General features: G+C 74.8%; 21 protein-coding genes. 14 read left to right on the forward strand and 7 right to left on the reverse strand.

The genetic code is table 11. The features are described 5' to 3' along the window. The first annotated feature begins 25 nt into the window (after positions 1–25). Positions 26–844: an HDOD domain-containing protein gene (locus ACWIX6_RS10115; protein ID WP_448616716.1), complete on the forward strand. Its 819-nt coding sequence runs from the start codon at positions 26–28 to the stop codon at positions 842–844. A 64-nt stretch (positions 845–908) separates the two neighbouring features. Next, positions 909–1,277, forward strand: coding sequence for a TFIIB-type zinc ribbon-containing protein (locus ACWIX6_RS10120; RefSeq protein WP_448616717.1), 369 nt, complete (start codon positions 909–911; stop codon positions 1,275–1,277). 42 nt (positions 1,278–1,319) lie between these two features. Here the strand turns inward: ACWIX6_RS10120 and ACWIX6_RS10125 are convergent, their stop codons facing one another. Next, positions 1,320–2,990 (reverse strand): amidase family protein, encoded by a 1,671-nt coding sequence (locus ACWIX6_RS10125; RefSeq protein ID WP_448616718.1) that lies wholly within the window; start codon positions 2,988–2,990, stop codon positions 1,320–1,322. 163 nt (positions 2,991–3,153) lie between these two features. Between ACWIX6_RS10125 and ACWIX6_RS10130 the strand changes: the two genes are divergently transcribed. The 4 genes from ACWIX6_RS10130 to ACWIX6_RS10145 all read left to right on the forward strand — a co-directional run bounded on the left by ACWIX6_RS10130 (position 3,154) and on the right by ACWIX6_RS10145 (position 7,404). Then, complete coding sequence (locus ACWIX6_RS10130) at positions 3,154–3,990, forward strand: hypothetical protein (protein ID WP_448616719.1); 837 nt, start codon at positions 3,154–3,156, stop codon at positions 3,988–3,990. 64 nt (positions 3,991–4,054) lie between these two features. Next, positions 4,055–4,879 (forward strand): aldose epimerase family protein, encoded by an 825-nt coding sequence (locus ACWIX6_RS10135; protein WP_448616720.1) that lies wholly within the window; start codon positions 4,055–4,057, stop codon positions 4,877–4,879. A gap of 33 nt (positions 4,880–4,912) precedes the next feature. Further along, positions 4,913–7,024, forward strand: coding sequence for a glycogen debranching protein GlgX (glgX, locus tag ACWIX6_RS10140; RefSeq protein WP_448616721.1), 2,112 nt, complete (start codon positions 4,913–4,915; stop codon positions 7,022–7,024). Between the two features lie 29 nt (positions 7,025–7,053). Beyond that, the gene (locus tag ACWIX6_RS10145; RefSeq protein WP_448616722.1) at positions 7,054–7,404 is read left to right on the forward strand and encodes a hypothetical protein; all 351 of its coding nucleotides are present in this window, start codon (positions 7,054–7,056) and stop codon (positions 7,402–7,404) included. Between the two features lie 99 nt (positions 7,405–7,503). Here the strand turns inward: ACWIX6_RS10145 and ACWIX6_RS10150 are convergent, their stop codons facing one another. Beyond that, entirely contained in the window at positions 7,504–8,688 is a 1,185-nt protein-coding gene (locus ACWIX6_RS10150) for an LLM class flavin-dependent oxidoreductase (RefSeq protein ID WP_448616723.1), read from the reverse strand. Positions 8,689–8,810: 122 nt separating this feature from the next. On the opposite strand from ACWIX6_RS10150, the gene ACWIX6_RS10155 reads away from it, so the two are divergent. Then, entirely contained in the window at positions 8,811–10,235 is a 1,425-nt protein-coding gene (locus ACWIX6_RS10155; protein ID WP_448616724.1) for an NADP-dependent succinic semialdehyde dehydrogenase, read from the forward strand. A 120-nt stretch (positions 10,236–10,355) separates the two neighbouring features. Then, positions 10,356–11,615, forward strand: a complete 1,260-nt coding sequence (locus ACWIX6_RS10160; RefSeq protein WP_448616725.1) for an MFS transporter — start codon at positions 10,356–10,358, stop codon at positions 11,613–11,615. Here ACWIX6_RS10160 and ACWIX6_RS10165 read toward each other — a convergent pair. Both ACWIX6_RS10165 and ACWIX6_RS10170 read right to left on the reverse strand, forming a co-directional pair. Then, positions 11,602–13,446, reverse strand: coding sequence for a TIM barrel protein (locus ACWIX6_RS10165; protein ID WP_448616726.1), 1,845 nt, complete (start codon positions 13,444–13,446; stop codon positions 11,602–11,604). The genes ACWIX6_RS10160 and ACWIX6_RS10165 overlap by 14 nt on opposite strands. Positions 13,447–13,454: 8 nt before the next feature. After that, positions 13,455–14,339 (reverse strand): shikimate dehydrogenase, encoded by an 885-nt coding sequence (locus tag ACWIX6_RS10170; RefSeq protein WP_448616727.1) that lies wholly within the window; start codon positions 14,337–14,339, stop codon positions 13,455–13,457. Positions 14,340–14,505: 166 nt separating this feature from the next. Here ACWIX6_RS10170 and ACWIX6_RS10175 point away from each other — a divergent pair, with 166 nt between their 5' ends. Both ACWIX6_RS10175 and ACWIX6_RS10180 read left to right on the forward strand, forming a co-directional pair. Further along, positions 14,506–15,198: a TetR/AcrR family transcriptional regulator gene (locus ACWIX6_RS10175; protein ID WP_448616728.1), complete on the forward strand. Its 693-nt coding sequence runs from the start codon at positions 14,506–14,508 to the stop codon at positions 15,196–15,198. A gap of 255 nt (positions 15,199–15,453) precedes the next feature. Continuing rightward, positions 15,454–16,845, forward strand: a complete 1,392-nt coding sequence (locus tag ACWIX6_RS10180; RefSeq protein ID WP_448616729.1) for an MFS transporter — start codon at positions 15,454–15,456, stop codon at positions 16,843–16,845. Between the two features lie 61 nt (positions 16,846–16,906). Here the strand turns inward: ACWIX6_RS10180 and ACWIX6_RS10185 are convergent, their stop codons facing one another. Then, the gene (locus ACWIX6_RS10185; RefSeq protein WP_448616730.1) at positions 16,907–17,377 is read right to left on the reverse strand and encodes a heme-degrading domain-containing protein; all 471 of its coding nucleotides are present in this window, start codon (positions 17,375–17,377) and stop codon (positions 16,907–16,909) included. Position 17,378: 1 nt separating this feature from the next. Further along, a complete protein-coding gene (pdxY, locus tag ACWIX6_RS10190; protein WP_448616731.1) occupies positions 17,379–18,230 on the reverse strand; it encodes a pyridoxal kinase PdxY in 852 nt (283 codons plus the stop codon). Positions 18,231–18,436: 206 nt separating this feature from the next. On the opposite strand from pdxY, the gene ACWIX6_RS10195 reads away from it, so the two are divergent. From ACWIX6_RS10195 to ACWIX6_RS10205, 3 genes are all read left to right on the forward strand, one after another. Then, positions 18,437–18,742 carry a hypothetical protein gene (locus ACWIX6_RS10195; RefSeq protein ID WP_448616732.1) on the forward strand — a complete coding sequence of 102 codons (306 nt, stop codon included), beginning with the start codon at positions 18,437–18,439 and terminating at the stop codon, positions 18,740–18,742. Positions 18,743–18,829: 87 nt separating this feature from the next. Beyond that, positions 18,830–18,964, forward strand: a complete 135-nt coding sequence (locus ACWIX6_RS10200; protein WP_448616733.1) for a hypothetical protein — start codon at positions 18,830–18,832, stop codon at positions 18,962–18,964. Positions 18,965–19,010: 46 nt separating this feature from the next. Further along, complete coding sequence (locus ACWIX6_RS10205; protein ID WP_448616734.1) at positions 19,011–19,313, forward strand: hypothetical protein; 303 nt, start codon at positions 19,011–19,013, stop codon at positions 19,311–19,313. A gap of 12 nt (positions 19,314–19,325) precedes the next feature. On the opposite strand, the gene ACWIX6_RS10210 is transcribed toward ACWIX6_RS10205, so the two are convergent. Next, positions 19,326–20,849, reverse strand: a complete 1,524-nt coding sequence (locus tag ACWIX6_RS10210; RefSeq protein WP_448616735.1) for an acetyl-CoA hydrolase/transferase family protein — start codon at positions 20,847–20,849, stop codon at positions 19,326–19,328. Between the two features lie 174 nt (positions 20,850–21,023). On the opposite strand from ACWIX6_RS10210, the gene ACWIX6_RS10215 reads away from it, so the two are divergent. Then, positions 21,024–22,601 (forward strand): FMN-binding glutamate synthase family protein, encoded by a 1,578-nt coding sequence (locus ACWIX6_RS10215; protein WP_448616736.1) that lies wholly within the window; start codon positions 21,024–21,026, stop codon positions 22,599–22,601. The last annotated feature ends 16 nt before the right edge of the window (positions 22,602–22,617 follow it).

The following is a 22,617-nucleotide window of genomic DNA, read 5'->3' on the forward strand; positions in this document are numbered from 1 at the left end:
CACCGCCACCTCCCGGAGACCCCCCATGACCGCCGTGCTCGCCATCGCCCCCCTCTTCGACCTGGACCGGGTGCTGGCCAGCATCGACACGATGGCGGCCCGCAAGCCCGTGGCCGCGCAGATCGTGTCCGTGGCCAACGCGGACGGGACCAGTGCCCGGGAGCTGTCCACCGTGCTGGCCTCCGACGTCACCCTGGCCGGCCGGGTGATGAAGCTGTCGAACTCCGCCTACTTCGGCATGCGCGGCCGGGTGAGCTCGCTGCAGTTCGCCGTCACCGTCGTCGGCTTCACCACGGTGCGGACGATGGCCACCGTCGCGCTCACCGACCTGGACGACGAGTCGCGGCTGCCGGCCGACTTCTGGGACGTCAGCACCTGCCTGGCGCTGGCCGCCGCCGCCCTCGCCCCGCGCTTCGGCGAGCGGCCCCAGGACGCCCTGTGCCTGGGTCTGCTCGCCCAGCTCGGCGTCGCGCTGCTGCACCACAACGACCCCGACGGCTACGCCGAGCTCGCCGCGGCCGAGCCCACCACCGCCGCGGTCCGCGCCGCGGAGGTGCGGCGGTACGGCATCCACGCCCTCCGGCTGACCTCGGTCGCGCTGGAGGAGTGGGGCTTCCCGCAGACGATGATCGCGCCGCTGCGCGAGGTCGACGACCTCGACGCGGCCGACGGCGCCCTGCTGCGCTCGGCCTTCGAGGTCGCCGGGCGGCTGTGCGGGGACGAGCACCGCAGCACGCCGATGCCGGTCGTGTCCGGCGGGCGGCTGACCGAGCGCGACATCGCGCCGGTCCTCGAGTCGGTCCGCGCCGAGGTCGAGGAGCTCCGGCTGGCCCTGCTGGGCTGAGGAGCGGCCGCACCGGCGCGCACGGGGCGGGGAACCGGTGCCCGCGGGCCGGCGTTGGCCGGGCATGGACCTGACCTGCCCGAAGTGCCAGGGGACGATGCGCACCTACGAGCGCAACGGCGTCCACGTCGACCAGTGCACCGAGTGCCGCGGCATCTTCCTCGACCGGGGTGAGCTCGAGCGCCTGGTCGACGCGGAGAACGCCTGGCACGGGGGCGGCCCGGCGCATCAGCCGGCCCCGCCGTCGGCCGGCCGGCACGACAGCCCGGCGCAGGCCCGCCGGCCCACGCCGCCGCTCCCGGGCGGCGCGCTGGGCGCCGTCGTCGGTGAGGTGCTCAAGCAGGCCCGGGCCGGCCAGCACGGCTCCCCGCACGGCTACGGGACGCACGGGAAGAAGAAGCAGCAGTCCTTCCTCAGCGACCTGTTCGGCTGAGGGGTCCCCGGGCGGGCGCGTGCGCCCGCCCGGGGACGGCGCTCACTCGCCGACGGTCGGGAGGTAGCCCGGCGCCTGCCGGGCGCCGACGGCGGCCTCGAACGACGCGGCCAGGTCGAGCACGTCCGCGTCGTCCCACCGGGTGCCGATGAAGGAGATGCCGATCGGCAGCGCCTCCTGCGGCCCGGCGAAGCCGGCCGGCACGGTCACGTTCGGGTAGCCGGCCACCGCAGCGGGGGTCGAGGTGGCGTAGACGAACTCGTCGCCCATCCCGTCGAAGTGCTCGTACCGGGTGAGCCAGCTCGGGGTGTTGGTCAGCCCCACGATGGCCGCCAGGTCGTCCTCCGGGCCGGGGCCCTGGGCCAGCGCCTCGTCGATCGAGGCCCGGGCCAGCCGGCGGATCTCGTCCCGGGTCGCCTGGATCGCCGGGTCCTCCGCGGGCACGGTCGCCGCCTGCGCCTGCTCGAAGAGCTCCTGGTCGAACGGCGCCAGCTCCACCGCGTCCTGGGCGTTGAACTCGATCAGCCCGGCCAGGTCCGCCGGGTGGTCGCCCGGGGTGTCGGCCAGGTAGGCGTTGAGGTCACGCTTGAACTCGGCCAGCAGCGCCGGGAACTCCCCGGCGCCGATCTCCTGCTGGTAGGCCAGCTGGAGCGGGACGACGGTCCCGCCGGCCGCCTCGATCTCCTTCTGCGCCGCGGCGTACACGCCCTCGGTGACGTCGTCCACGGCCGCGGACTCCTCGGGGCTCAACGTCCAGACGCCGATCCGGGCCCCCTGCAGGGCGTCGGTGTCCAGCTCGGCGAACCGGGTGTCGGTGCCCTCGGGGACCTCCTGGGTCGCGGCGTCGGCCTCGTCCCCACCAGCGAGGACCTCCAGGAACAGGGCGGCGTCGACGGCGTGCCGGGCCATCGGGCCGGCGGTGTCCTGCTCGGCGGAGATCGGGATGATGCCGTCCCGGCTGACCAGGCCGAGCGTGGGCTTGTGCCCGACGATGCCCGTCGAGCCGGCCGGGCAGACGATCGAGCCGTCGGTCTCCGTGCCGACGGACACCTGGGCCAGGGAGGCGGCCACACCGGTCGCCGAGCCGCTGGAGGAGCCGCACGGGTTGCGGTCCAGCACGTAGGGGTGGGCCGACTGCCCGCCCACGCCGCTCCACCCGCTGGTGGAGTCCTCGCCGCGGAAGTTCGCCCACTCGGCCAGGTTGGCCTTGCCGATGACGATCCCGCCGGCCTCCTCGATCTTCCGGGTGATCGTCGCGTCGTCGGGCTCGCTGCCCAGCATGGCGCGGGAGCCGGCGGTGGTGGGCATGTCCTCGGTGTCCACGTTGTCCTTGAGCAGGACCGGGATGCCCTCCAGCGGGCTGCGCGCGCCGTCCTCCGCCCGGTGCCGGTCGCTGGCCGCGGCCTCCTCCAGAGCGGTCGGGTTGACCGTGAGCACCGCGCCCAGCTCCGCGTCCACCGCGGCGATCCGGTCCAGGTAGGCGTCCATCAGCTCGACGGCGTTGAGCGCCCCGTCCTCCATCCGCGCCTGCAGCTCGGGGATGGTGGCCGCGTCCAGGTCCAGCCCGCGCAGCGGCAGGGTGCCGGAGCCGGCGGGGTCGCCGGCCGGCGCGGCGGCCACCGCGCCGGCGGGGACCAGCAGGGCGCAGGCGAACGCGGCGGTGACCGTCGCCCTCCGGCCCAGTCGTGCGGATCGGGTGCGGGGGACGGGCATGGGGGCTCCTTGCCGTGGGTCGACGCAGGCAGCGACGGTGCGGCCCGCTCAGCCGGGTGGGACGTGCCCACGCTGTCTAACAGCCTGCCCGGGGCCGCGCCACGGGGAGCGGGAGGTCGCCCCGGACGGTGCGCGGACGGCGCCGGACAGGCAGGGTGGAGGGGTGTTCGAGGTCGACCTCATGGCCCTGCTGACCCGCGAGGTGCTGCGCGAGCGGGCGCCGGCGCTGATCGCCGAGGCCTGCGCCTGGAGCGTCGGGCTGTCCGACCAGCCGCACCACCTGCGCCGCGGCGGCCGGCTGGTCGGCACCGGGGTGACCATCGGGGTGCGCGCGGCCTCCGGGCAGCCGCTCAGCGGCGAGGAGGACGGCCGGCTGGAGCTCGGCGACGCCCGGCCGGGCAGCTTCCAGGACGCGCTCAACGCCCTGGCCCCCGACGGCACGGTGTTCGCCGAGCGCTTCGATGTCCAGGTCCTCGAGCCCTTCGTGCTCGACACCTGCGTCCGCGCCGCCGAGCGGGCGCGGGACAGCCGCCCGGCCGAGTGGCGGGAGCTGCTCGACGAGCTCGGCGAGGACGGCGCCGACCTGGCCGAGGTGGTCCGGGTCGGGGAGTGGGAGCCGCCGCTGCGGATCGACGCCGAGCACCTGGTGCTCGCCGCGCTGGGGGCCGTGCCGCTGGTCGAGGTGGAGGCAGAGGGGCTGCCCCTGTCCCTGGTCCGCGCGGCGGAGGGGATCACCCGGACCGCCGCCGCCTCGGCGGCGGCCGCGCCCCCGGACGAGGGCGAGCTGGCGGGGACGCTGTTCCTGGCCTCCGCCGCGCTCCGCGCCGCCGGCCTCCCCCTGCCGGTGCCCCCGTCGGGGGCCGAGGCGCTGGTGGCGGCGCTGCTGGCCGAGGGCCTGCTGCTCGAGGAGGTGCCGGCGGTGCTGCCGCACCTGCCGGTCCAGCCGGACACCGCCGCCGAGGTCGAGGCGATCGTCGCGGCCGCGGGGCTCGGCCTCTGACCGTCTCGGGCCCGGCGCAGCCCGCGGGGGACCGGCCGCGGCGCGCAGCCGGGATACTGGCCCGGTGACCGTGCACCTGGCCTGCGAGGACGCCGAGCTGACCGTCGACCCGTCGGCCGGGGCGCGGTGGACCTCCTGGCGGGTGGCCGGCCTGGAGCTGCTCACGGCGACGGACGTGACGCTGCCCCCCGGCATGCGCGGCGGGTGCTTCGTGATGGCCCCGTACGCCGGGCGGCTGGGCCAGGGCCGGCTGGTCCTCGGGGACACGGTGCACCAGCTCCCCCGGCTGGCGCCGCCGCACGCCATCCACGGCACGGTCAGCGAGCGGCCGTGGCAGGTCCTGGACGCCGGACCCACCACGCTCCGGTGCGCCGTCGACCTGGGCCCGGAGTGGCCGGCCCGGGGGAGGGTCGAGCAGCACCTGGAGCTCGGGGCCGGCGAGCTCAGCACCGAGCTGGTGCTCCACGCGGAGGACGCGATGCCGGTGACCATGGGCTGGCACCCGTGGTTCGCCCGGCGGCTGGCCCGCGGCGAGGACGCCGAGTGGGTGCTCAGCGGCGGCGAGCAGTACGGCCGGTCGGCGGAGTGGCTGCCGACCCTCCCGCTCACCCCGGTGCGGCCCGGCCCCTGGGACGACGTCTTCCGCGGGTTCACCGCGCCGCCCGGGCTGCGCTGGCCCGGAGCCCTGGAGCTGCGGGTGGAGTCCAGCGCCGACTACTGGGTGCTGTTCGACGAGCGGCCCGGCGAGCTCTGCCTGGAGCCGCAGACCGGGCCGCCGGACGCCCCGGCCCTGGGCGACGCGACGGAGCTGCCGGCCGGCGGCAGCCTCCGGCTCGCCTGCACCTGGCGGTGGCAGCTGCTGCCGGCGGCCGGGCAGCCGACCCGCTGACCCCGGTCCCCGGGCGCCGGTGAAGATGTCCCGGTGGAGACCTGGCCCGGCCGCCCGTACCCGCTGGGGGCCACCTACGACGGCACCGGGACGAACGTCGCGCTCTTCTCCGAGCTCGCCGAGCGGGTGGAGCTGTGCCTGTTCGACGACGACGGCACCGAGACCCGCGTCGAGCTCACCGAGGCCGACGGCTTCGTCTGGCACGCGTACCTGCCCGGGGTCCGGTCGGGCCAGCGGTACGCCTACCGGGTGCACGGCCCCTACGACCCGTCGTCCGGCGCGCGGTGCAACCCGGCCAAGCTCCTGCTCGACCCGTACGCGAAGGCCGTCGAGGGGCCGGTGGACTGGGACGAGTCGCTGTTCGGCTACCGCTTCGCCGACCCCGCCGCCCGCAACGACACCGACTCGGCCCCGCACCAGACCCGCTGCGTCGTCGCCGACCCGTACTTCGACTGGGGCCACGACCACCCGCTACGGATCCCCTACAGCGAGACCGTCGTCTACGAGGCGCACGTCCGGGGCCTGACCGCCCGGCACCCTGAGCTGCCCCCGGAACTGCGCGGCACCTACGCCGGCGTGGCGCACCCGGCGGTCGTCGAGCACCTGCAGCGGCTGGGGGTCACCACGCTGGAGCTGATGCCGGTGCACCAGTTCGTCGACGACCACCACCTGGTGCAGCGGGGTCTGTCCAACTACTGGGGCTACAACACCATCGGCTTCTTCGCCCCGCACGCCCGCCATGCCTCCCGCGGGTCACGCGGGCAGCAGGTGCCGGAGTTCAAGGCGATGGTCCGGGCACTGCACGAGGCGGGCATCGAGGTGGTGCTCGACGTCGTCTACAACCACACCGCCGAGGGCAACCACCTGGGGCCGACGCTGTCCTTCCGCGGCATCGACAACCCCGCCTACTACCGGCTGGCCGCCGACCGGGCGCACTACGCCGACTACACCGGCACCGGCAACACCCTCAACGTCCGCCACCCGCACTCGCTGCAGCTGATCATGGACTCGCTGCGGTACTGGGCCACCGAGATGCACGTCGACGGCTTCCGCTTCGACCTGGCCGCCGCGCTGGCCCGGGAGTTCCACGACGTCGACCGGCTGGCGGCCTTCTTCGACCTGGTCCAGCAGGACCCGGTGGTGTCGCAGCTCAAGCTCGTCGCCGAGCCGTGGGACGTCGGCGACGGCGGCTACCAGGTGGGCAACTTCCCCGCGCTGTGGACCGAGTGGAACGGCCGCTACCGGGACGCCGTCCGCGACTTCTGGCGCGGGACGCCGGGCACGGTGGGGGAGTTCGCCTCCCGGCTCACCGGCTCCAGCGACCTCTACCGGTCCAACGGGCGGCGCCCGCACGCCTCGATCAACTTCGTGACGGCGCACGACGGCTTCACGCTGCACGACCTGGTCAGCTACGACCACAAGCACAACGAGGCCAACGGCGAGGGCAACCGCGACGGCGAGAGCCACAACCGGAGCTGGAACTGCGGCGTCGAGGGGGAGACCGACGACCCGGCGGTGCTCGCGCTGCGGGAGCGTCAGAAGCGCAATCTGCTCGCCACGCTGTTCCTCAGCCAGGGCGTGCCGATGCTGCTGGCCGGCGATGAGGCCGGCCGCACGCAGGGCGGCAACAACAACGCCTACTGCCAGGACAACGAGGTGTCCTGGGTCGACTGGGACCGGGCGGCGGGGTTCGCCGGGCTGACCGAGTTCACCGCCCGGCTGGCCCGGCTGCGCCGCGAGCACCCGGTGTTCCGGCGGCGCCGGTTCTTCCAGGGGCGGCCGGTGCGCGGCACCGACCTGGAGGACATCGCCTGGCTGACCCCGGCCGGGCAGCCGATGACCGACGCGGAGTGGACCGCCGAGCACGCCGGGCCGCTGACGGTCTTCCTCAACGGCGAGGGCATCCCCGAGCCCGACGCCCGCGGGCGGCGGCTGGTCGACGACTCCTTCCTGCTGCTGGTCAACCCGACCGGGGAGCACCGGACCTTCGCCCTCCCCGGTCCCGCCTACGGTGCGGCCTGGCAGGGCTGCCTGGACACCGCGGCGGAGGCCCCCTTCGGTGCGATCGGGGCCCTGCCGGCCGGTGCGGGGCTGACCGTGACCGCGCACTCGCTGCGGCTGCTGGTCCGTCCCCGCCGGGCGTGACCGAGGTCCATTGCCGGGAAGGGAGCGTCATGCCCAGCTACGACGTGAACCAGGCGGGAGTCACCCAGGCGCGCGAGCTGATCGACGCCGGGCCGTTCGACGACACCACGGAGTGGTCCGACGCCGCGCCGTCCACCGAGCGCACCAACGCCGAGATCGAGGAGCACGGCCACGACGGCTGGGGCGCCTGGCACCTGGCCGTGGACCCCGACGCCAGGGAAGGGACCAGGAAGCGCTACCACTTTCCCTACGGCGACTACGCCAAGGTCAACCGGGCAGCGCTCATCCACGCGAAGCAGCGCGCCAGCCAGAACGACCACCCGGCGATCGAGCGCGCCGCCGACGACCTGCTGCAGCGGCTGGACGAGAAGCGGGGGTGACGTCGGGCGGGGCTCCCGGCGCACGAGTGCGCGGTCGGCGGGGCCTCCCGCAGCAGGGGACCCCGACGACCGCGCACTCAGCGCGGCGGCTGCGCCCGGTCAGCCCTTCCCGGCGGCCCGCTCCTGCTCGTAGCGCTCGGTCATGGTGCTGACGGCCTGCAGCTGCTGTGCCGCGTAGTCCTCGCGCTTGCCCATCGCCCGCTCCTTGGCCTGCAGCGTGGCCTGGGCGTGGGTGGTCTGCCCGCCCTGGAAGTGCGGCATGACGTGCTGGGCGATCAGCTCCCAGGAGCGCTTGGTCGCCTGGGGGTTGGCCCACTCGTGGCCGAGCAGCAGCATCGCGCCGAAGCCGCCGTTGGACTGGTCCCACAGCCGCTGCACCTGGGCCCTGGCGTCCTCGACCGTGCCGATCGCCCCCACGCCGGCCTCGTTGATGAAGTCGATCATCTCCTTCACGTCGCCGCCCTCGACGGCCATCTGCGGGAAGGCGGCGGTCTTCTGGAAGTAGCGGAACCAGGTCTCGATGCCGTGCTCGACGTCCCGGTAGGCCTGCTCCCGTGTCTCGGCGACGTGCATGAGGCCCACGAGCCGCCAGTCGGCGCGGGACACGCTCTGGCCGTGCTTCTGCGCCTGCTCCTCCACCACGTTCCAGTGGTGGGCCAGGGCGTCGAAGCCGTCCTTGCTCAGGGTCGCGCCGATGGACAGCAGCCCGACGCCGTGCCGGCCGGCCATGCGGGGGCCGGTGGGCGAGGCGACGGCGGCCACGGCGACGTCGAAGCACGGCTGGGTGTAGGGCCGCAGGTGCAGCCGCGCGTCGATCAGGTTGTGGGTCTTCGTCTGCGCGGTGACGGTCTCCCCGTGCAGCAGCCGCATGATGATGTCGAGGTCGACCTCGAGCAGTTCCCGGGTGTCGGTGGGGTTGAGCCCCAGCATCATCGAGTCGGTGGGCAGCGAGCCGGGGCCGCAGCCGAGCATGGTGCGCCCGCGGGTCAGGTGGTCCAGCAGCACCATGCGCTCGGCCACCCACAGGGGGTTGTGGTAGGCGATCGACGTGACGCCGGTGCCCAGCCTGATGTGCTTGGTCCGCTCCGCGGCCGCGGCGATGAAGATCTCGGGCGAGGCGATGATCTCGGTGCCCGCCGAGTGGTGCTCACCGATCCAGGCCTCGTCGTAGCCCAACCGGTCGAGGTGCTCGACCAGTTCGAGGTCCCGCTGCAGGGCCAGCGTGGGGTTCTCGCCGGCGGGGTGGAACGGGGCGAGGAAGGTGCCGAACCGCAGCCTGTCCATGGGATCTCCTCGAGAAGGGGACGGTGTCGGCCGAACGTAAGCCGCGTCACACCCCAGGGCAATGCCGGTCCGGTACCGCGACGGTGCCGTTTCGCCGGACGGCAGCCGGGCAGGTCAGGACCATGGCCATCGCGACGATCGACCCCACCACCGGGGAGACCCTGAAGACGTACGAGCCGTTGTCCGACGACGCGCTCGAGGAGAAGATCGCCCGCGCGGCGGCGGCCTTCGCGTCCTACCGGCTGACGCCGGTGGAGCAGCGGGTCGGCTGGCTGCGCGCGGCAGCCGACGTGCTCGACGAGGACGCCGACCGCGTCGCCGAGCTGATGACCACCGAGATGGGCAAGACCCTCGCGTCGGCGAAGGCGGAGGTCGGCAAGTGCGCCAAGGCGCTGCGCTACTACGCCGAGCACGGGCCGCAGTTCCTGGAGCCCGAGCGCCGGGACGCCGGCGCCGTGGGCGCCCAGGAGGCCTACGTGGTGCACCAGCCCCTCGGCGTCGTCCTGGCGGTCATGCCCTGGAACTTCCCGCTGTGGCAGGCGATGCGCTTCGCCGCCCCCGCGCTGATGGCCGGCAACGTCGGCCTGCTCAAGCACGCCAGCAACGTGCCCCAGACCGCGCTGTACATGGAGGAGGTGTTCCGCCGCGCCGGGTTCCCCGACGACGTGTTCCAGACCCTGCTCATCGGGTCGGGCGCCATCGAGCGGGTGCTCCGCGACGACCGGGTGGTCGCCGCCACCCTCACCGGCAGCGCGCCGGCCGGCCAGTCGGTCGCCTCGATCGCCGGGGACGCGCTCAAGCCCACCGTGCTGGAACTCGGCGGCAGCGACCCGTTCATCGTCATGCCCTCGGCGGACCTGGCGGCCGCCGCCGCCGTGGCGGTGACCTCGCGCAACCAGAACAACGGCCAGAGCTGCATCGCGGCCAAGCGGTTCTTCGTGCACGCCGACGTCGCCGAGGAGTTCACCCGGCTGTTCGCCGAGAAGATCGGCGAGCTGACCGTCGGCGACCCCCGGGACCCCGACACCCAGGTGGGCCCGCTGGCCACCGAGTCCGGGCGGGAGGACGTCGAGCGCTACGTCGCCGACGCGGTGGACAAGGGCGCCACCGTGGTGGTCGGCGGGAAGCGGCCGGACCGGCCGGGCTGGTTCTACGAGCCGACCCTGCTCACCGGCGTGACGCCGGAGATGGCGATGCACGCCGAGGAGGTCTTCGGCCCGGTCGCCGCGCTGTACACCGTCGGCAGCCTGGCGGAGGCGATCGAGATCGCCAACAGCCACCCCTACGGCCTGGGCTCCAACCTGTGGAGCGAGGACGAGGAGGAGCGGGCGCTGTTCGTGCGGGACATCGAGTCGGGGATGGCCTTCATCAACGGGATGACCACCAGCTACCCGGAGCTGCCCTTCGGCGGGGTCAAGCAGAGCGGCTACGGGCGCGAGCTGACCGCGCTGGGCATGCGGGAGTTCATGAACGCCAAGACGGTGTGGGTGGGCGCTCCCAGCAGCGAGCAGACCGCGGGGGACCCGGCCGGCGCCGCCGCCGAGTGACGGCGGGGCCGGCCCCGGTGCCGGGTGACGGCGGGGCCGGCCCTGATGTGGGCTGAGGGCGGGGCCGGACCGGCGCGCGTCCGGCGCGGCCCGGTCGCGACGTTCCGCCGGCTGCCGGGCGTGCCGCGCCTGCTGCTGCTCTCCCAGCTGGCGTTCAACGTCGGCTTCTTCCTGGTGGTGCCCTTCCTCGCCGTCCACCTGACCGAGGACCTGGGGCTGACCGGCGGCGTCGTCGGGCTGGTGCTCGGCCTGCGCACGTTCAGCCAGCAGGGGCTGTTCTTCCTCGGCGGCGGCCTGGCCGACCGGTTCGGGGTGCGGCCGCTGGTGCTCGTCGGCTGCTCGGTGCGGATCGCCGGCTTCCTCACGCTGGCCGTGGCCGGGTCGCTGCCCGGGGTGCTGGCCGGCACGGTGCTCGTCGGGTTCGCCGCCGCGCTGTTCTCCCCGGCCGTGGAGTCGGCGCTGGCCGGGCAGGGCCGCGCGCTGGAGGAGGCGGGGGTGGTGACCCGTGCCGAGGTGTTCGCCCTGGACGCCGTCGCCCTCACCCTCGGCGCGGTGACCGGCCCGCTGCTCGGCGCGGTGCTGCTCGGGATCCCGTTCCCGGTCACCTGCTGGGTGGCGGCCGGCGTCTTCGCCGTCGTCCTGCTGGCCCACCTGCGGTGGCTCCCACGCGACCTGCGCACCGACGCGACCGTCGAGGGGGCGGCCGAGGGGACGCGCGTGCCCGAGGCGGTCGGGTCGGGGTGGCGGGAGGTGCTGCGCAACCGCCCCTTCCTGGCCCTGGCCGCGGCCTACTGCACCTACCAGCTCTGCTACGACCAGCTGTACCTGGCCCTGCCGGTCGAGCTGACCCGGGCCACCGGGAGCCCCGCGGCGCTCGGCGGGCTCTTCGCGCTGGCCGCGGTCGTGGTGCTGCTCCTCCAGCTGCCGATCGCCGTCCGCGCGCGACGGGCCGGCCCCCGGCGGGCGCTGCCGGCCGGCTTCGCCCTGATGGCCGCGTCGTTCGCGCTGGTGGCCGGCTGCGCGCCGTTCGCCCCGCCGGACGGCGTCCTGGCCCTGGCCCCCGCGGTCGGGCTCGTGCTGCTGTTGCACGCCGGCGAGATGACCGCCGTCCCGGTCGCCCGCGACCTGGTGGCCCGGCTCGCCGGCGAGCGCCGGCTCGGCGCGCACTTCGGCGTGCTGGCCTCCGCCGGTGGGGCCGCCGTGCTGGTCGGCAGCACCGGGATCGGTGCCCTGCTGGACCTGGCCCGCGTCCCGGGGCCCACCGCCGCCGTCCCCTGGTTGGTGCTCGCCGCGCTCCCCACGGCGTCGGCGGTCGGGCTGTGGCTGCTCACCCGGCGGATCGAGCAGGCTGCCGCACCCGGCGGGCTCAGGTCGGGGTGAGCGCGGCCCTGCGCTGCCGGCGGTGCGCGGCCATCCGGACCGGGGCGTCGGCGGTGCCGTACCCGTCGTAGCGGCCCAGCCGCTGGGTGACCACGAAGAACACCCGGTCGCCCAGGACCTCGGTGGCCAGGTGCAGGCACGCGCCGCCGTCGTCCTCCTCGTACATCAGCCCGAGCTCCCGGACCGCGGCGAGCAGGTCCGGGGACAGGTCGAAGCGGGCCTCGAGGTCGTCGGCGTAGTTGGCCGGCAGGCGCAGCAGCGGCGCCCCGGCGGCCCGGGCCGCCCGCGCGGTGGCCACCACGTCGTCGGTGGCGAAGGCGACGTACTGGGGGTCGGGGACGCCGGGGGCCCAGCCGCCGCGGCGCAGGGTCGTCGCGCTGAGCGCCAGCCGCACCGCCCGCCCGGGGTCGGTGACCGCGCGGGTGCGCACCAGCCCGTAGGGCGCGGCGACCTCGGTGACCGCCTGCGGGTCCAGGCCCAGCACCGCCCGGTAGAACAGCCCCGCCTCGTCGAAGGAGTCGAACGGCTGGGTCAGCCCGACGTGGTCCACCCCGGTCAGGCCGGTGCCGGGGCCGGCGGACCGGCCGGTGGGCAGGAAGTCGGCCGGCCAGCCGTCCGGGCCGGTGCGGGTGAAGAACACCGAGGTGCCGTCGGGCGCGGCGACCGCGGACAGCTCGGCCTCGGCCGCGCCCCGGCTGCGCGGCAGGACCGGTGCCCGCAGCGCCTCGGCCCGCTGTGCCGACCGGCCGGGGTCGGCGCTCTCCAGGCCCAACGCGGCGACGGCGGCGACCCCGGCGGCCGCGGGCCGGACGACCGAGGCGTTGAGCAGCACCCGCGCGTCGCCCTGCTCCCACAGCTGCACCGGCTTGGAGCGGTGCTGCCCGGTGTGGGTGAAGCCCAGGCGGTCCAGCACCCCGGCCACCTGCGGGCCGGACACGCCGTCGACGGCCAGCTCGGTGAACGAGTGGCCGGACAGCGCCGGCGCCCCGGGCGGCACCGGCGCACCGGAGGCGTGCCGGCGGGCGTGCTGTTCCTCCAGCCAGAGCAGCGAGCGCATCGCGTCGACCGCCGTCCTCGCGGGGTCGGCCTGCCGGTAGACGTCGTTGAAGACCTCGAGCGACAGCGGCCCGGCGTAGCCGGCGGCGAGCACGCAGTCGAGGAAGGAGGGCAGGTCGAAGGCGCCCTGCCCGGGGAACAGGCGGTGGTGGCGGCTCCACTGCAGCACGTCCATCCGCAGCGCCGGCGCGTCGGCCAGCTGCAGGAAGAACAGCTTGTCGCCGGGGACGTCGGTGAACCCGGCCGGTTCCCCGCCGCGGGAGAGCACGTGGAAGCTGTCCAGGCACAGTCCGAGGGCCGGGACGTCGGCCCGGCGGACGGCGTCCCAGGAGGCCTCCCAGGTGGACACGTGCGTGCCCCAGGCCAGCGCCTCGTAGGCGATCCGCAGGCCGCGCTCGCCGGCGGCGGTGGCCGCGGCGGCCAGCTGCCCGGCGAGCCGGTCGGGGTCGGCGACCGCGTCCGGCGACACCGAGGAGCAGACCAGCACCGTGGTCGCCCCGAGCCGGGTCATCAGGTCGAACTTGCGCTCGGCCCGGCGGAGGTTGCGGGCGAAGCGGTCCGGGTCCGTGGAGTCCAGGTCGCGGAAGGGCTGGTAGAGGTCGACGGCCAGGCCCAGGTCGGCGCAGCGGGCGGCCAGCTCCTGCGGTGCCCACGGCGAGGCGAGCAGGTCGGGCTCGAACACCTCGATGCCGTCGAAGCCGGCCGCCGCGGCGGCGGCGAGCTTGTCCTCCAGCGTGCCGGACAGGCAGACGGTGGCGATCGCGCGACGGGGCACGGGGCGGCTCAGCCGATCCGGACGTCGGGCGTGGCGACCAGCTCGGTGAAGTGCGTGAGCATCCGGTCCGGGTCCGGCTCCAGCCCGGTGAACAGCCGGAAGGCGTCCACCGCCTGGAAGACCGCCATCCCGCCGCCGTCGAGCACGCGGGCGCCCAACGCCCGGGCGGTGCGCACCAGCGCGGTCTCCAGCGGGCGGTAGACGATGTCGGCGACCCAGAGGTCCGGGCGCAGCAGCCCGGCCGGCAGCGGGAGACCGGGATGGGCGGCCATCCCGGTCGGGGTGGCGTGCACCAGGCCGTCGGCGGCCGGCACGGCGGTGTCCAGCCGGCCCAGGTCGGCGCCGGTGGCCCGGCCCGCGCCGAACCGGTCCTCGAGCGCCGCGGCCAGCGCGGTCGCCCGGCCCGCGTCGACGTCCAGCACGGTGAGCGCGGTGGTGCCCAGGGTGAGCAGCGCGTGGGCCACGGCGGCCCCGGCGCCCCCGGCGCCGAGCAGCACGACCCGGTCCAGCGGGGCCTCGGTCAGGCCGCGGTCGAAGGCCCGGGCGAACCCCGACCAGTCGGTGTTGTGGCCGACCGCCCGTCCGTCGCGGAAGACCACGGTGTTGACCGCGCCGAGTGCCTCGGCGTCGGGGGACAGCTCGTCCAGGTGGTCGAGGACCAGCTGCTTGCACGGGTGGGTGACGTTGAGGCCGTCGTACCCCGCCAGCCGGGCGGCGGCCAGCACGTCCCCGACCGCGCTCGCCGGCACCTGCAGCCGGTCGAGGTCCAGGCGGCGGTAGAGGTAGCGGACGCCGAGCTGGTCGGCCTCCCGCTCGTGCAGCGCGGGGCTGAGCGACGGGCCGATGCCGGTGCCGACCAGGCCGATGAGGAATCCGCTGGAGCTGGGGGACACGTAGGGCCTCCGCTGATGTACCAGTTGGTGAGTTGCTGTCCTGAGGGGACCACACGCGCGGCCCGCGCGCCAGCCCTCGGAAGGACGCCGGTCACGCGTCGGCCGTGCGATGTGGGTCCGGGTGCTGCGCCTAGGCTCGTGGTCGTCCGTCGAGGGTGGAGGATCCGTGAGCGCGCAGCCGTCCGAGGTCGAACCGCCGTCCGGCCGCGCCGGCGGCGAGCCGGTCGCGGCAGGCCCGGAGCGGATCCGGGACGCCGAGCGGACGCGCGCGGACATCCTCGCGGTGGCCACTCGCGAGTTCGCCGACCGCGGGTACGCCGGGGCCCGGGTGGACGAGATCGCCGCCAAGACCAGCACCACCAAGCGGATGATCTACTACTACTTCGGCGGCAAGGAGCGGCTCTACATCGCCGTCCTCGAGCAGGCGTACACCCAGATCCGCAGCCTCGAGCAGCAGCTGGACGTCGAGCACCTCGACCCGGTGGCGGCGATCCGGGAGCTGGCCGGCCTCACTTTCGACCACGACGAGTCGCATCCGGACTTCATCCGGCTGGTGAGCATCGAGAACATCCACCACGGCGAGCACATCGCCCGCTCGGAGATCCTGTCCGGGCTGGCCAACCCGGCGCTGGACGTGCTGGACGCGATACTGCGCCGCGGTCGCGAGGCGGGGCTGTTCCGCGACGACGTGGACGCGCTGGACGTGCACCAGGTGATCAGCGGCTTCTGCGTCTTCCGGACGGCGAACCGGCACACCTTCGGGGCCATCTTCGGCCGCGACATGCTCGACCCGGCGCGGCGGGAGCACCAGCGGCAGCTCCTGGGCGACCTCCTGGTGTCGTTCCTGACGGACCGCTGACCCGCCTCCTCCTCCCAGAGGACCCCACCCCCGCCCGACGACGGCGCCGGGGGCGGTCCCGCACGCCCTCGTCGCGCCCTCGGCAGGCGGCGCTTGACACGGTGAGCCCCATCACCTCACCATCTAGTACATAACCAGTTGGTACATAAGCCGCTGGGACGACGGGCGGCTGCCCTCCGCACGCACCTCCGCAGGGGCCCCGCCCGATCCCCACGACGCCCCGTCGACGAGGCGTCCGACTCCAGGAGAGCCCCCATGCACGGTTCAGTCACCGAGCCCCCGGGTCCGGGCGCCGGAACGCACGTCGCGCAGACGCCCCGCAAGGCCGCGGCCAGCGGCTGGATGGGCAGCGCGCTGGAGTACTACGACTTCTTCATCTACGCCCAGGCCGCGGCCCTGGTCTTCCCGACCGTCTTCTTCGCCGGTGACGACCCGCAGCTGGCGATCGTGATCTCGCTGGCGACGTTCGGGGTCGGCTACGTCGCCCGCCCGCTGGGGGCCTTCGTGCTGGGCCACTGGGGTGACACGCACGGCCGCAAGAACGTGCTCGTGCTGTGCATGCTGCTGATGGGGGCGTCCACCTTCCTGGTGGCCCTGCTGCCGACCTACGAGCAGGTCGGGCTGCTGGCCCCGGCGCTGCTGGTCGCGCTGCGGCTGATCCAGGGCTTCGCCGTCGGCGGGGAGATCTCCGGGGCCAGCGCGATGATCGTGGAGCACTCGCCGTTCGGCCGCCGCGGCTTCTACGCCAGCTTCACCCTGCAGGGGGTGCAGGGCGGGCAGCTGCTGGCCGCCGCGGTGTTCCTGCCGCTGTCGGCGATCCTGCCCGAGGACGCGTTCATGTCCTGGGGCTGGCGGATCCCGTTCCTGCTCAGCGCCCTGGTGGTCGTCGCCGGCTACGTCATCCGCCGCCGCGTCGACGAGACGCCGGTCTTCGTCGAGGAGGCCCAGGCCGGCGCGGTCCCCAAGGCGCCGATCGTGCAGGCGGTCCGGGAGAGCGGCTCGGACATGCTCCGGGTCGTCTGCATGGCCCTGATGAACGCCGTGCCGCTGGCCGCGACCGTCTTCGGAGCGACCTACGCGACCAACGAGATCTACGGCAACGGGTTCAGCACCACGGTCTACCTGTGGATCTCCGTGGCCGGGAACCTGGTCGCGATGGCGCTGATCCCCTACATCGGCAGCCTGTCCGACCGGATCGGGCGGCGGCCGTGCATCATCGTGGGGGCGCTGGGCTCGGGCGCGCTGGCCTTCCCCTACCTGTACTTCATCAGCCAGGACAACGTCCCGATGGCCTTCGTCTTCGCCATCCTGATGTGGGGCACGGTCTACCAGGGCTACAACGCGGTCTTCCCGTCCTTCTACCAGGAGCTCTTCCCGGCGAAGACCCGGGTGACCGGGTTCGCGGTGTCCCAGAACATCGGCACGATGATCACCGCCTTCCTGCCCAGCCTGTACGGGGCGATCGCCCCGCCGGAGTCCAACGTGCCGCTCATCGTCGGCGGCTTCACCTTCGGCATCGGGGTCATCGTGGCCGTCGCGGCCTTCTCGGCGCGGGAGACCTTCCGGGTGCGGATGGACGACCTGGGCCGCGCCGACGCCCCCGTCGTCCCGCGCGAGGAGTACGAGCGGATCCGCACCTCGGCCTGAGGAAGGACCCCCCTGCCCCCAGCGGCCGGGCCGACCTCGGGTCGGCCCGGCCGCGCCGCCGTCAGCCGGCCAGGTGCGCCCGCATGGCGGCGACCACCATCCGGTGGTCCTCCACCTGGGGCAGCCCGGACACCACCACCACGCCGACCGGGCCGACCGACCGCACGGTGACCGGGACGGCGCCGCCGTGCGCGGCGTACCGCTGCGGGTCCAGCCCGAACTCCGCCTCGAAGGTGGTGCCGGCCTCCCGGCTGCGCTGGGCGACGTAGAGGCTGCTGTGCCCGAACCGGTGGACGACCGCCGCCTTGCGCTCGATCCAGGAGTCGTTGTCCGGGGTGGCCCCCGTCAGCGCCGCCTTGAACAGCTGGTGGCCGTTGCGCCGGACCTCGACCGCCACGGGGGCGTCCTGGTCCCGCGCGGCGGCGACCAGCGCCGACCCGAGCGCCCAGGCGTCGTCGTTGCCGAACGCGGTGAACTGCAGCTCGTCCTCCTCGGCGGCCAGCTGGGCCAGTGACGGGAACTCGCCGGCCACGTCAGACCTCCTCGACGTCGAAGGTCCGGGTGGGGGAGACGTACTCGTCCTGGGCCGCGACCAGCAGGATCTCCCGCGAGCCGGCCTCCGCGGTGGCCCGGAGCAGGCCGAACACCGACGCCGCGGCCCGGCCGAGGGCGGTACCGGCGTCCCGGGTGGACAGCCAGTGGGCGAGGAACAGCGCGGCGACGGCGTCCCCGGCGCCGTTCACCGCCACGTCCAGCCGGGGCGTGCGCACCCGGAAGTGCCGCCCGCCCTCGCTGGCCAGCAGGTCGACCGCGTCGTCCGGGGTGTCCTCGGCCACCAGCGAGGTCGTCAGCACCACCCGGGGGCCGAGCGCCTGCACCGCCGCGACGGCGTCCCGGACCGAGGACAGCGACCCGGTGGTGGTGCCGGCGAGCAGGTCGAGCTCGTAGTGGTTGGGCGTGACCACGTCGGCGACCGGGACGGCGACCTCCCGCATGAGCTCGGGGATCCCGGGCCGGACGAACACCCCGCGGCCGACGTCGCCGATCACCGGGTCGCAGCAGTAGACGGCGTCCGGGTTGGCCTCGCGGACCCGGGCCACGCTCTGCACCACCGCGTGGCCGATGTCGGCGGAGCCCAGGTAGCCCGACAGCACCGCGTCGCAGCTGCCCAGCACCCCGCGGTCGGCGATCCCGCCGACGACCTCCTCGACGGCCTGGCCGTCGAAGACCCGGCCGGTCCAGGCGCCGTAGCCGGTGTGGTTGGAGAACTGCACCGTGTGCACCGGCCACACCTCGATGCCCAGGCGCTGCAGCGGGAAGACCGCGGAGGCGTTGCCGGCGTGCCCGTACGCGACGTGGGACTGGATGGAGAGGACGTTCACCATGCCGGGAACGGTGGCACACCCGGTCGCCGCGGCGCGCGGGTCGGGTGGCGGCCCGCGCGCTCGAGGCGCGGGACCGCGGCCACTCGCGTAGGTTCAGGACGGCCCGCCGGCGGGCTCCCCTCCGCCCGCGCCTCGTCACCAGGGCCGCTGGTCGCCGCCGATCGACAGTGAGGACCGTCCGCCATGCCGTCCTCGGGGAACGCCCGGTGCTGACCGTCCCGCCCGTCCCGGTGTGCGGGCCGGACGTGGTCGAGCCCGACGTCGTCGGGCCGCCGCCGCCCGTCGTCCCGGACCCGATCACCGACGGTGGCGGCGACCGGCTGGTGGTCAGGTCCCCGGCCGCGGCGACCGTGCTGCCCTCGGCCACGCTGCTGGCCGCCCAGCAGCTCTCCGAGGAGGCCGGCCGCTCCGCCCGGCAGCGGGTGCGGTCGAGCAGCGCGGCCGCCGCCCGGCGGCGCGCCACCCGCGCCGTCGTCGACCAGCGCCGCGCCGCACGGGCGGCCGGCGCCTGACGGCGCGCGCCCGACCGGTGTGCGCCGGTGCGGCGGCGCGTAGCGTCACCGGCCTGGAGCCACCCGGTTCCCGATGAGGGAGTCGTCATGTCCGACAAGTCGCCGCACGGGTCCAAGTCGAAGAAGTCCGGCGTCACCATCAAGCAGAAGCGCGCGGCCAAGAAGGCCGCCGCGGACACCTCCTCGGGGATGGAGAAGCTGACCCACCCGAAGAAGGGCTGACCGCCGCCGCCCGGCGGGCGGCAGGCGCGCGGGCAGACTCAGGGCCGTGGACGACGAGGCCCATGAGCTGCTGCGCGCCGCCGACCTGCTGGACGCCGTGGCCGCCCGGACCACCGGGGGCACCTGGCGGACCGCGGGCCTGCTGGCCTCCCGCCCGGAGGTGGTCGCGCACCTCCCGGACGGCGGGACCGAGCACGTCGCGGAGGCGCGGGCGCGCACCGCCCGGTGGATCGTCACGGTGGGCCCGGCTGTGGCCGCGCCCCTCGCGGCGTGGCTGCGCGCCGCCGCCGGCGCGCCGACGGTGGCCCCGGAGGCGCTCGCCGTCGCCCGGGCGCTGGCCGCGGACTGAGGGCTGCCCGGCTCAGTGACCCGGGATCATCGTGCCGGTCTCCAGGTAGCGGGTGTGCCAGCTCAGCGCCTCGGCCAGCAGGTGGGGGGTGTGCTGGCCGTGCGCGCCGCGTGCGGCGCGGGCCAGGTAGTCCTCCAGCAGCGGCCGGTAGTCCGGGTGGGCGCAGCGCGCCACCACCTGCTCCGCCCGGCGCCGGGGCGGCAGGCCGCGCAGGTCGGCCAGCCCCTGCTCGGTGACGATGACCGCGACGTCGTGCTCGGTGTGGTCGACGTGGGACACCATCGGCACGATGGCCGAGATCGCGCCGCCCTTCGCGGTCGACGGGGTGACGAAGAACGAGGTGTAGGCGTTGCGGGCGAAGTCCCCGGAGCCCCCGATGCCGTTCTGGATCCGGCTGCCCATCAGGTGGGTGGAGTTGACGTTGCCGTACACGTCGGCCTCGATCATGCCGTTCATCGCCAGCACCCCGAGCCGCCGGACGATCTCCGGGTGGTTGCTGATCTCCTGCGGCCGCAGCACGATCCTGTCCCGGTAGTCGGCCGCCGAGGCGTTGAACTCGGCGACCGCCGTGGGGCTGAGCGAGAAGGCGGTGGCCGAGGCGACCGACAGCTTCCCCGACCGCAGCAGCCCGAGCATCCCGTCCTGGATGACCTCGGTGTAGGCGGTGAGGTCCTGGAAGTCAGACGCCTCGAGACCGGCCAGGACGGCGTTGGCCACGTTGCCGACCCCGGACTGCAGAGGGAGCAGCGAGGCCGGCAGCCGGCCGCGCCGCACCTCGTGTTCGAGGAACTCGATCAGGTGCCCGGCGATCCGGCGCGAGGCCTCGTCGGGCTCCTTGAAGGCGCTGTTGCGGTCGGGCGCGTCGGTCTGCACCACGGCCACGACCTTCTCCGGCGGGCACTCCAGGTACGGCACGCCGATCCGGTCACCCGGCCGGGTCAGCGGGATGGGCCGGCGGCCGGGCGGGAGCGCCGTCCCGTAGTAGACGTCGTGCATGCCGTCGAGCTCGGCGCTCTGCCACGCGTTGACCTCCAGGACCACCCGGTCGGCCTGCTCGATCCAGGTCTTGTTGTTGCCCACCGACGCCGAGGGCACCAGCCTGCCGTCCTCGGTGATGCCACTGACCTCGATGAGCGCGACGTCCAGGTCGCCGAGGAAGCCCATCCACGCCATCTGCGCGACGTGGGACAGGTGGACGTCCAGGTACTCCATCCGGCCGGCGTTGATCTTCTCCCGGCTGACCGGGTCGGACTGGTACGGCAACCGCAGCTCGATGCCGTCGGCGGCGGCCAGCGCGCCGTCCAGCTCCGGGGCGGTCGAGGCCCCGGTCCAGACGTCGACCCGGAACTCCTGCCCCGCCTCGTGCGCGGCAGAGATCTGCCGGGCCAGCGCCGCGGGGACCTCCTTGGGGTAGCCGGCACCGGTGAAGCCGCTCATCCCCACGGTGTCCCCGGGCCGGATGGCCGCCGCGGCGACCTCCGGCGGGACGACCTTCGCGGCCAGCGCTGCGTTGCGGATCCGTCCCTCGCCGGGCATGCGTCCCCCCTGCTCCCTGGGGCCGCGACGCTACGCGCGACGACGGCGCGCCACGACCGCAGGCGCCCCGCCGGCGGCCGCCCGGGCCCGGCCGGCGCAGCACGGGCGCACGACCCGCGGCCGACCGGCGCACGACCCCTTGGCACCGCTCGCGGCGGCGAGGATGGTGACGGCATGAAGCGCGCCGTCCCGGCCGGCGTGGCGACCGCTCTCGCCGCGCTCGGTGCCCTGGCCACCCGCGACCTCGTCCAGCGCGACCATGCGCTGCTCCGCAACTTCCCGGTCGTCGGGCACGCCCGCTACCTGATCGAGGCGATCGGCCCCGAGCTGCGGCAGTACCTGGTCGCCGGGAACAACGAGGAGCGGCCGTTCACCCGGGACCAGCGCCGCTGGGTGTACGCGTCGGCGAAGAAGGAGAACAACTACTTCGGCTTCGGCACCGACAACGACCTCGAGTACACCGCCGGGTACCCGGTGATCAAGCACCGCACCTTCGGCCGGGCCGTCCCGGCCACCACGGTGCAGGCCGGGCACGAGGTGGAGCTGCCCAGCGCCAAGGTCCTCGGCGGGCCCCGGGGCCGGGCCCGCGCCTTCCGACCGGCGTCGGTGGTCAACATCTCGGCGATGAGCTTCGGGTCGCTGTCCGGCGCCGCCGTCGAGGCGCTCAACCGGGGCGCGGCGCTGGCCGGCTGCATGCACAACACCGGCGAGGGCGGCCTGTCGGTGCACCACCGGCACGGCGGAGAGCTGGTGTTCCAGATCGGCACCGCCTACTTCGGGTGCCGGGACTCCGCCGGCCGCTTCGACCTCGCCCGGCTCAAGGACCTGGTGGCCGGCGCGCCGGTCCGGGCCCTGGAGGTCAAGCTCAGCCAGGGCGCCAAGCCCGGCCTCGGCGGGGTGCTGCCGGGCCCCAAGGTGTCGGCCGAGATCGCCGCCGCCCGCGGCGTGCCGGAGGGGGTGGACTGCATCAGCCCGTCCCGGCACGCCGAGTTCTCCGACCCGGACAGCCTGCTCGACTGGGTGGAGCTGCTCGCCGCCGAGACCGGCCTGCCGGTCGGCATCAAGTCCGCCGTCGGCGACCTCGGGTTCTGGGACGACCTGACGCGGCTGATGGACACCACCGGCCGCGGGGTCGACTTCGTGACCGTCGACGGCGGCGAGGGCGGCACCGGGGCCGCACCGATGATCTTCACCGACTCGGTGTCGCTGCCCTTCCAGCTCGGCTTCGCCCGGGTCTACGCCACCTTCGCCCGCCGCGGGCTGCACAATCAGGTCACCTTCATCGGCGGCGGCAAGCTGGGGCTGCCGGACAACGCGATCGTCGCCTTCGCGCTCGGCTGCGACATGGTCAACGTGGCCCGGGAGGCGATGCTGGCCATCGGCTGCATCCAGGCGCAGAAGTGCCACACCGACACCTGCCCGACCGGCGTGGCCACCCAGAACGCCTGGCTGACCCGCGGTCTGGACCCGCAGCTGAAGTCCGTCCGGGCGGCCAACTACGTCAAGACGCTGCGCCGCGACCTGGTCAAGGTCGCCGAGGCCTGCGGGGTCGAGCACCCCGGCCTGATCGACAGCAGCGCCGTGGAGGTGCTCGACGGCCGGACCGCGGCGACGCCGCTGCACGAGGTCTACGGCTACCAGCCCGACTGGGGTCTCCCGTCGGCCGCCGACCAGGCGGAGATCATCGCGCTGATGACCGAGGAGGCGCCGCAGGGCGGCTCCGCCCCGGTGTCCCCGACGGCCACCGGCTGACCCGGCACCGCCCTCG

It is taken from the genome of Modestobacter sp. URMC 112 (assembly GCF_053502575.1).

Bases quoted from the DNA above. Each gene is read 5' to 3' on its own strand.
- ACWIX6_RS10150 (WP_448616723.1), bottom strand. From the start codon at position 8,688: ATGGACAGGCTGCGGTTCGGCACCTTCCTCGCCCCGTTCCACCCCGCC.
- ACWIX6_RS10120 (WP_448616717.1), top strand. From the start codon at position 909: ATGGACCTGACCTGCCCGAAGTGCCAGGGGACGATGCGCACCTACGAG.
- ACWIX6_RS10215 (WP_448616736.1), top strand. From the start codon at position 21,024: ATGAAGCGCGCCGTCCCGGCCGGCGTGGCGACCGCTCTCGCCGCGCTC.
- ACWIX6_RS10155 (WP_448616724.1), top strand. From the start codon at position 8,811: ATGGCCATCGCGACGATCGACCCCACCACCGGGGAGACCCTGAAGACG.
- ACWIX6_RS10180 (WP_448616729.1), top strand. From the start codon at position 15,454: ATGCACGGTTCAGTCACCGAGCCCCCGGGTCCGGGCGCCGGAACGCAC.
- ACWIX6_RS10125 (WP_448616718.1), bottom strand. From the start codon at position 2,990: ATGCCCGTCCCCCGCACCCGATCCGCACGACTGGGCCGGAGGGCGACG.
- pdxY (WP_448616731.1), bottom strand. From the start codon at position 18,230: ATGGTGAACGTCCTCTCCATCCAGTCCCACGTCGCGTACGGGCACGCC.
- ACWIX6_RS10145 (WP_448616722.1), top strand. From the start codon at position 7,054: ATGCCCAGCTACGACGTGAACCAGGCGGGAGTCACCCAGGCGCGCGAG.
- ACWIX6_RS10200 (WP_448616733.1), top strand. From the start codon at position 18,830: ATGTCCGACAAGTCGCCGCACGGGTCCAAGTCGAAGAAGTCCGGCGTC.
- ACWIX6_RS10115 (WP_448616716.1), top strand. From the start codon at position 26: ATGACCGCCGTGCTCGCCATCGCCCCCCTCTTCGACCTGGACCGGGTG.
- ACWIX6_RS10210 (WP_448616735.1), bottom strand. From the start codon at position 20,849: ATGCCCGGCGAGGGACGGATCCGCAACGCAGCGCTGGCCGCGAAGGTC.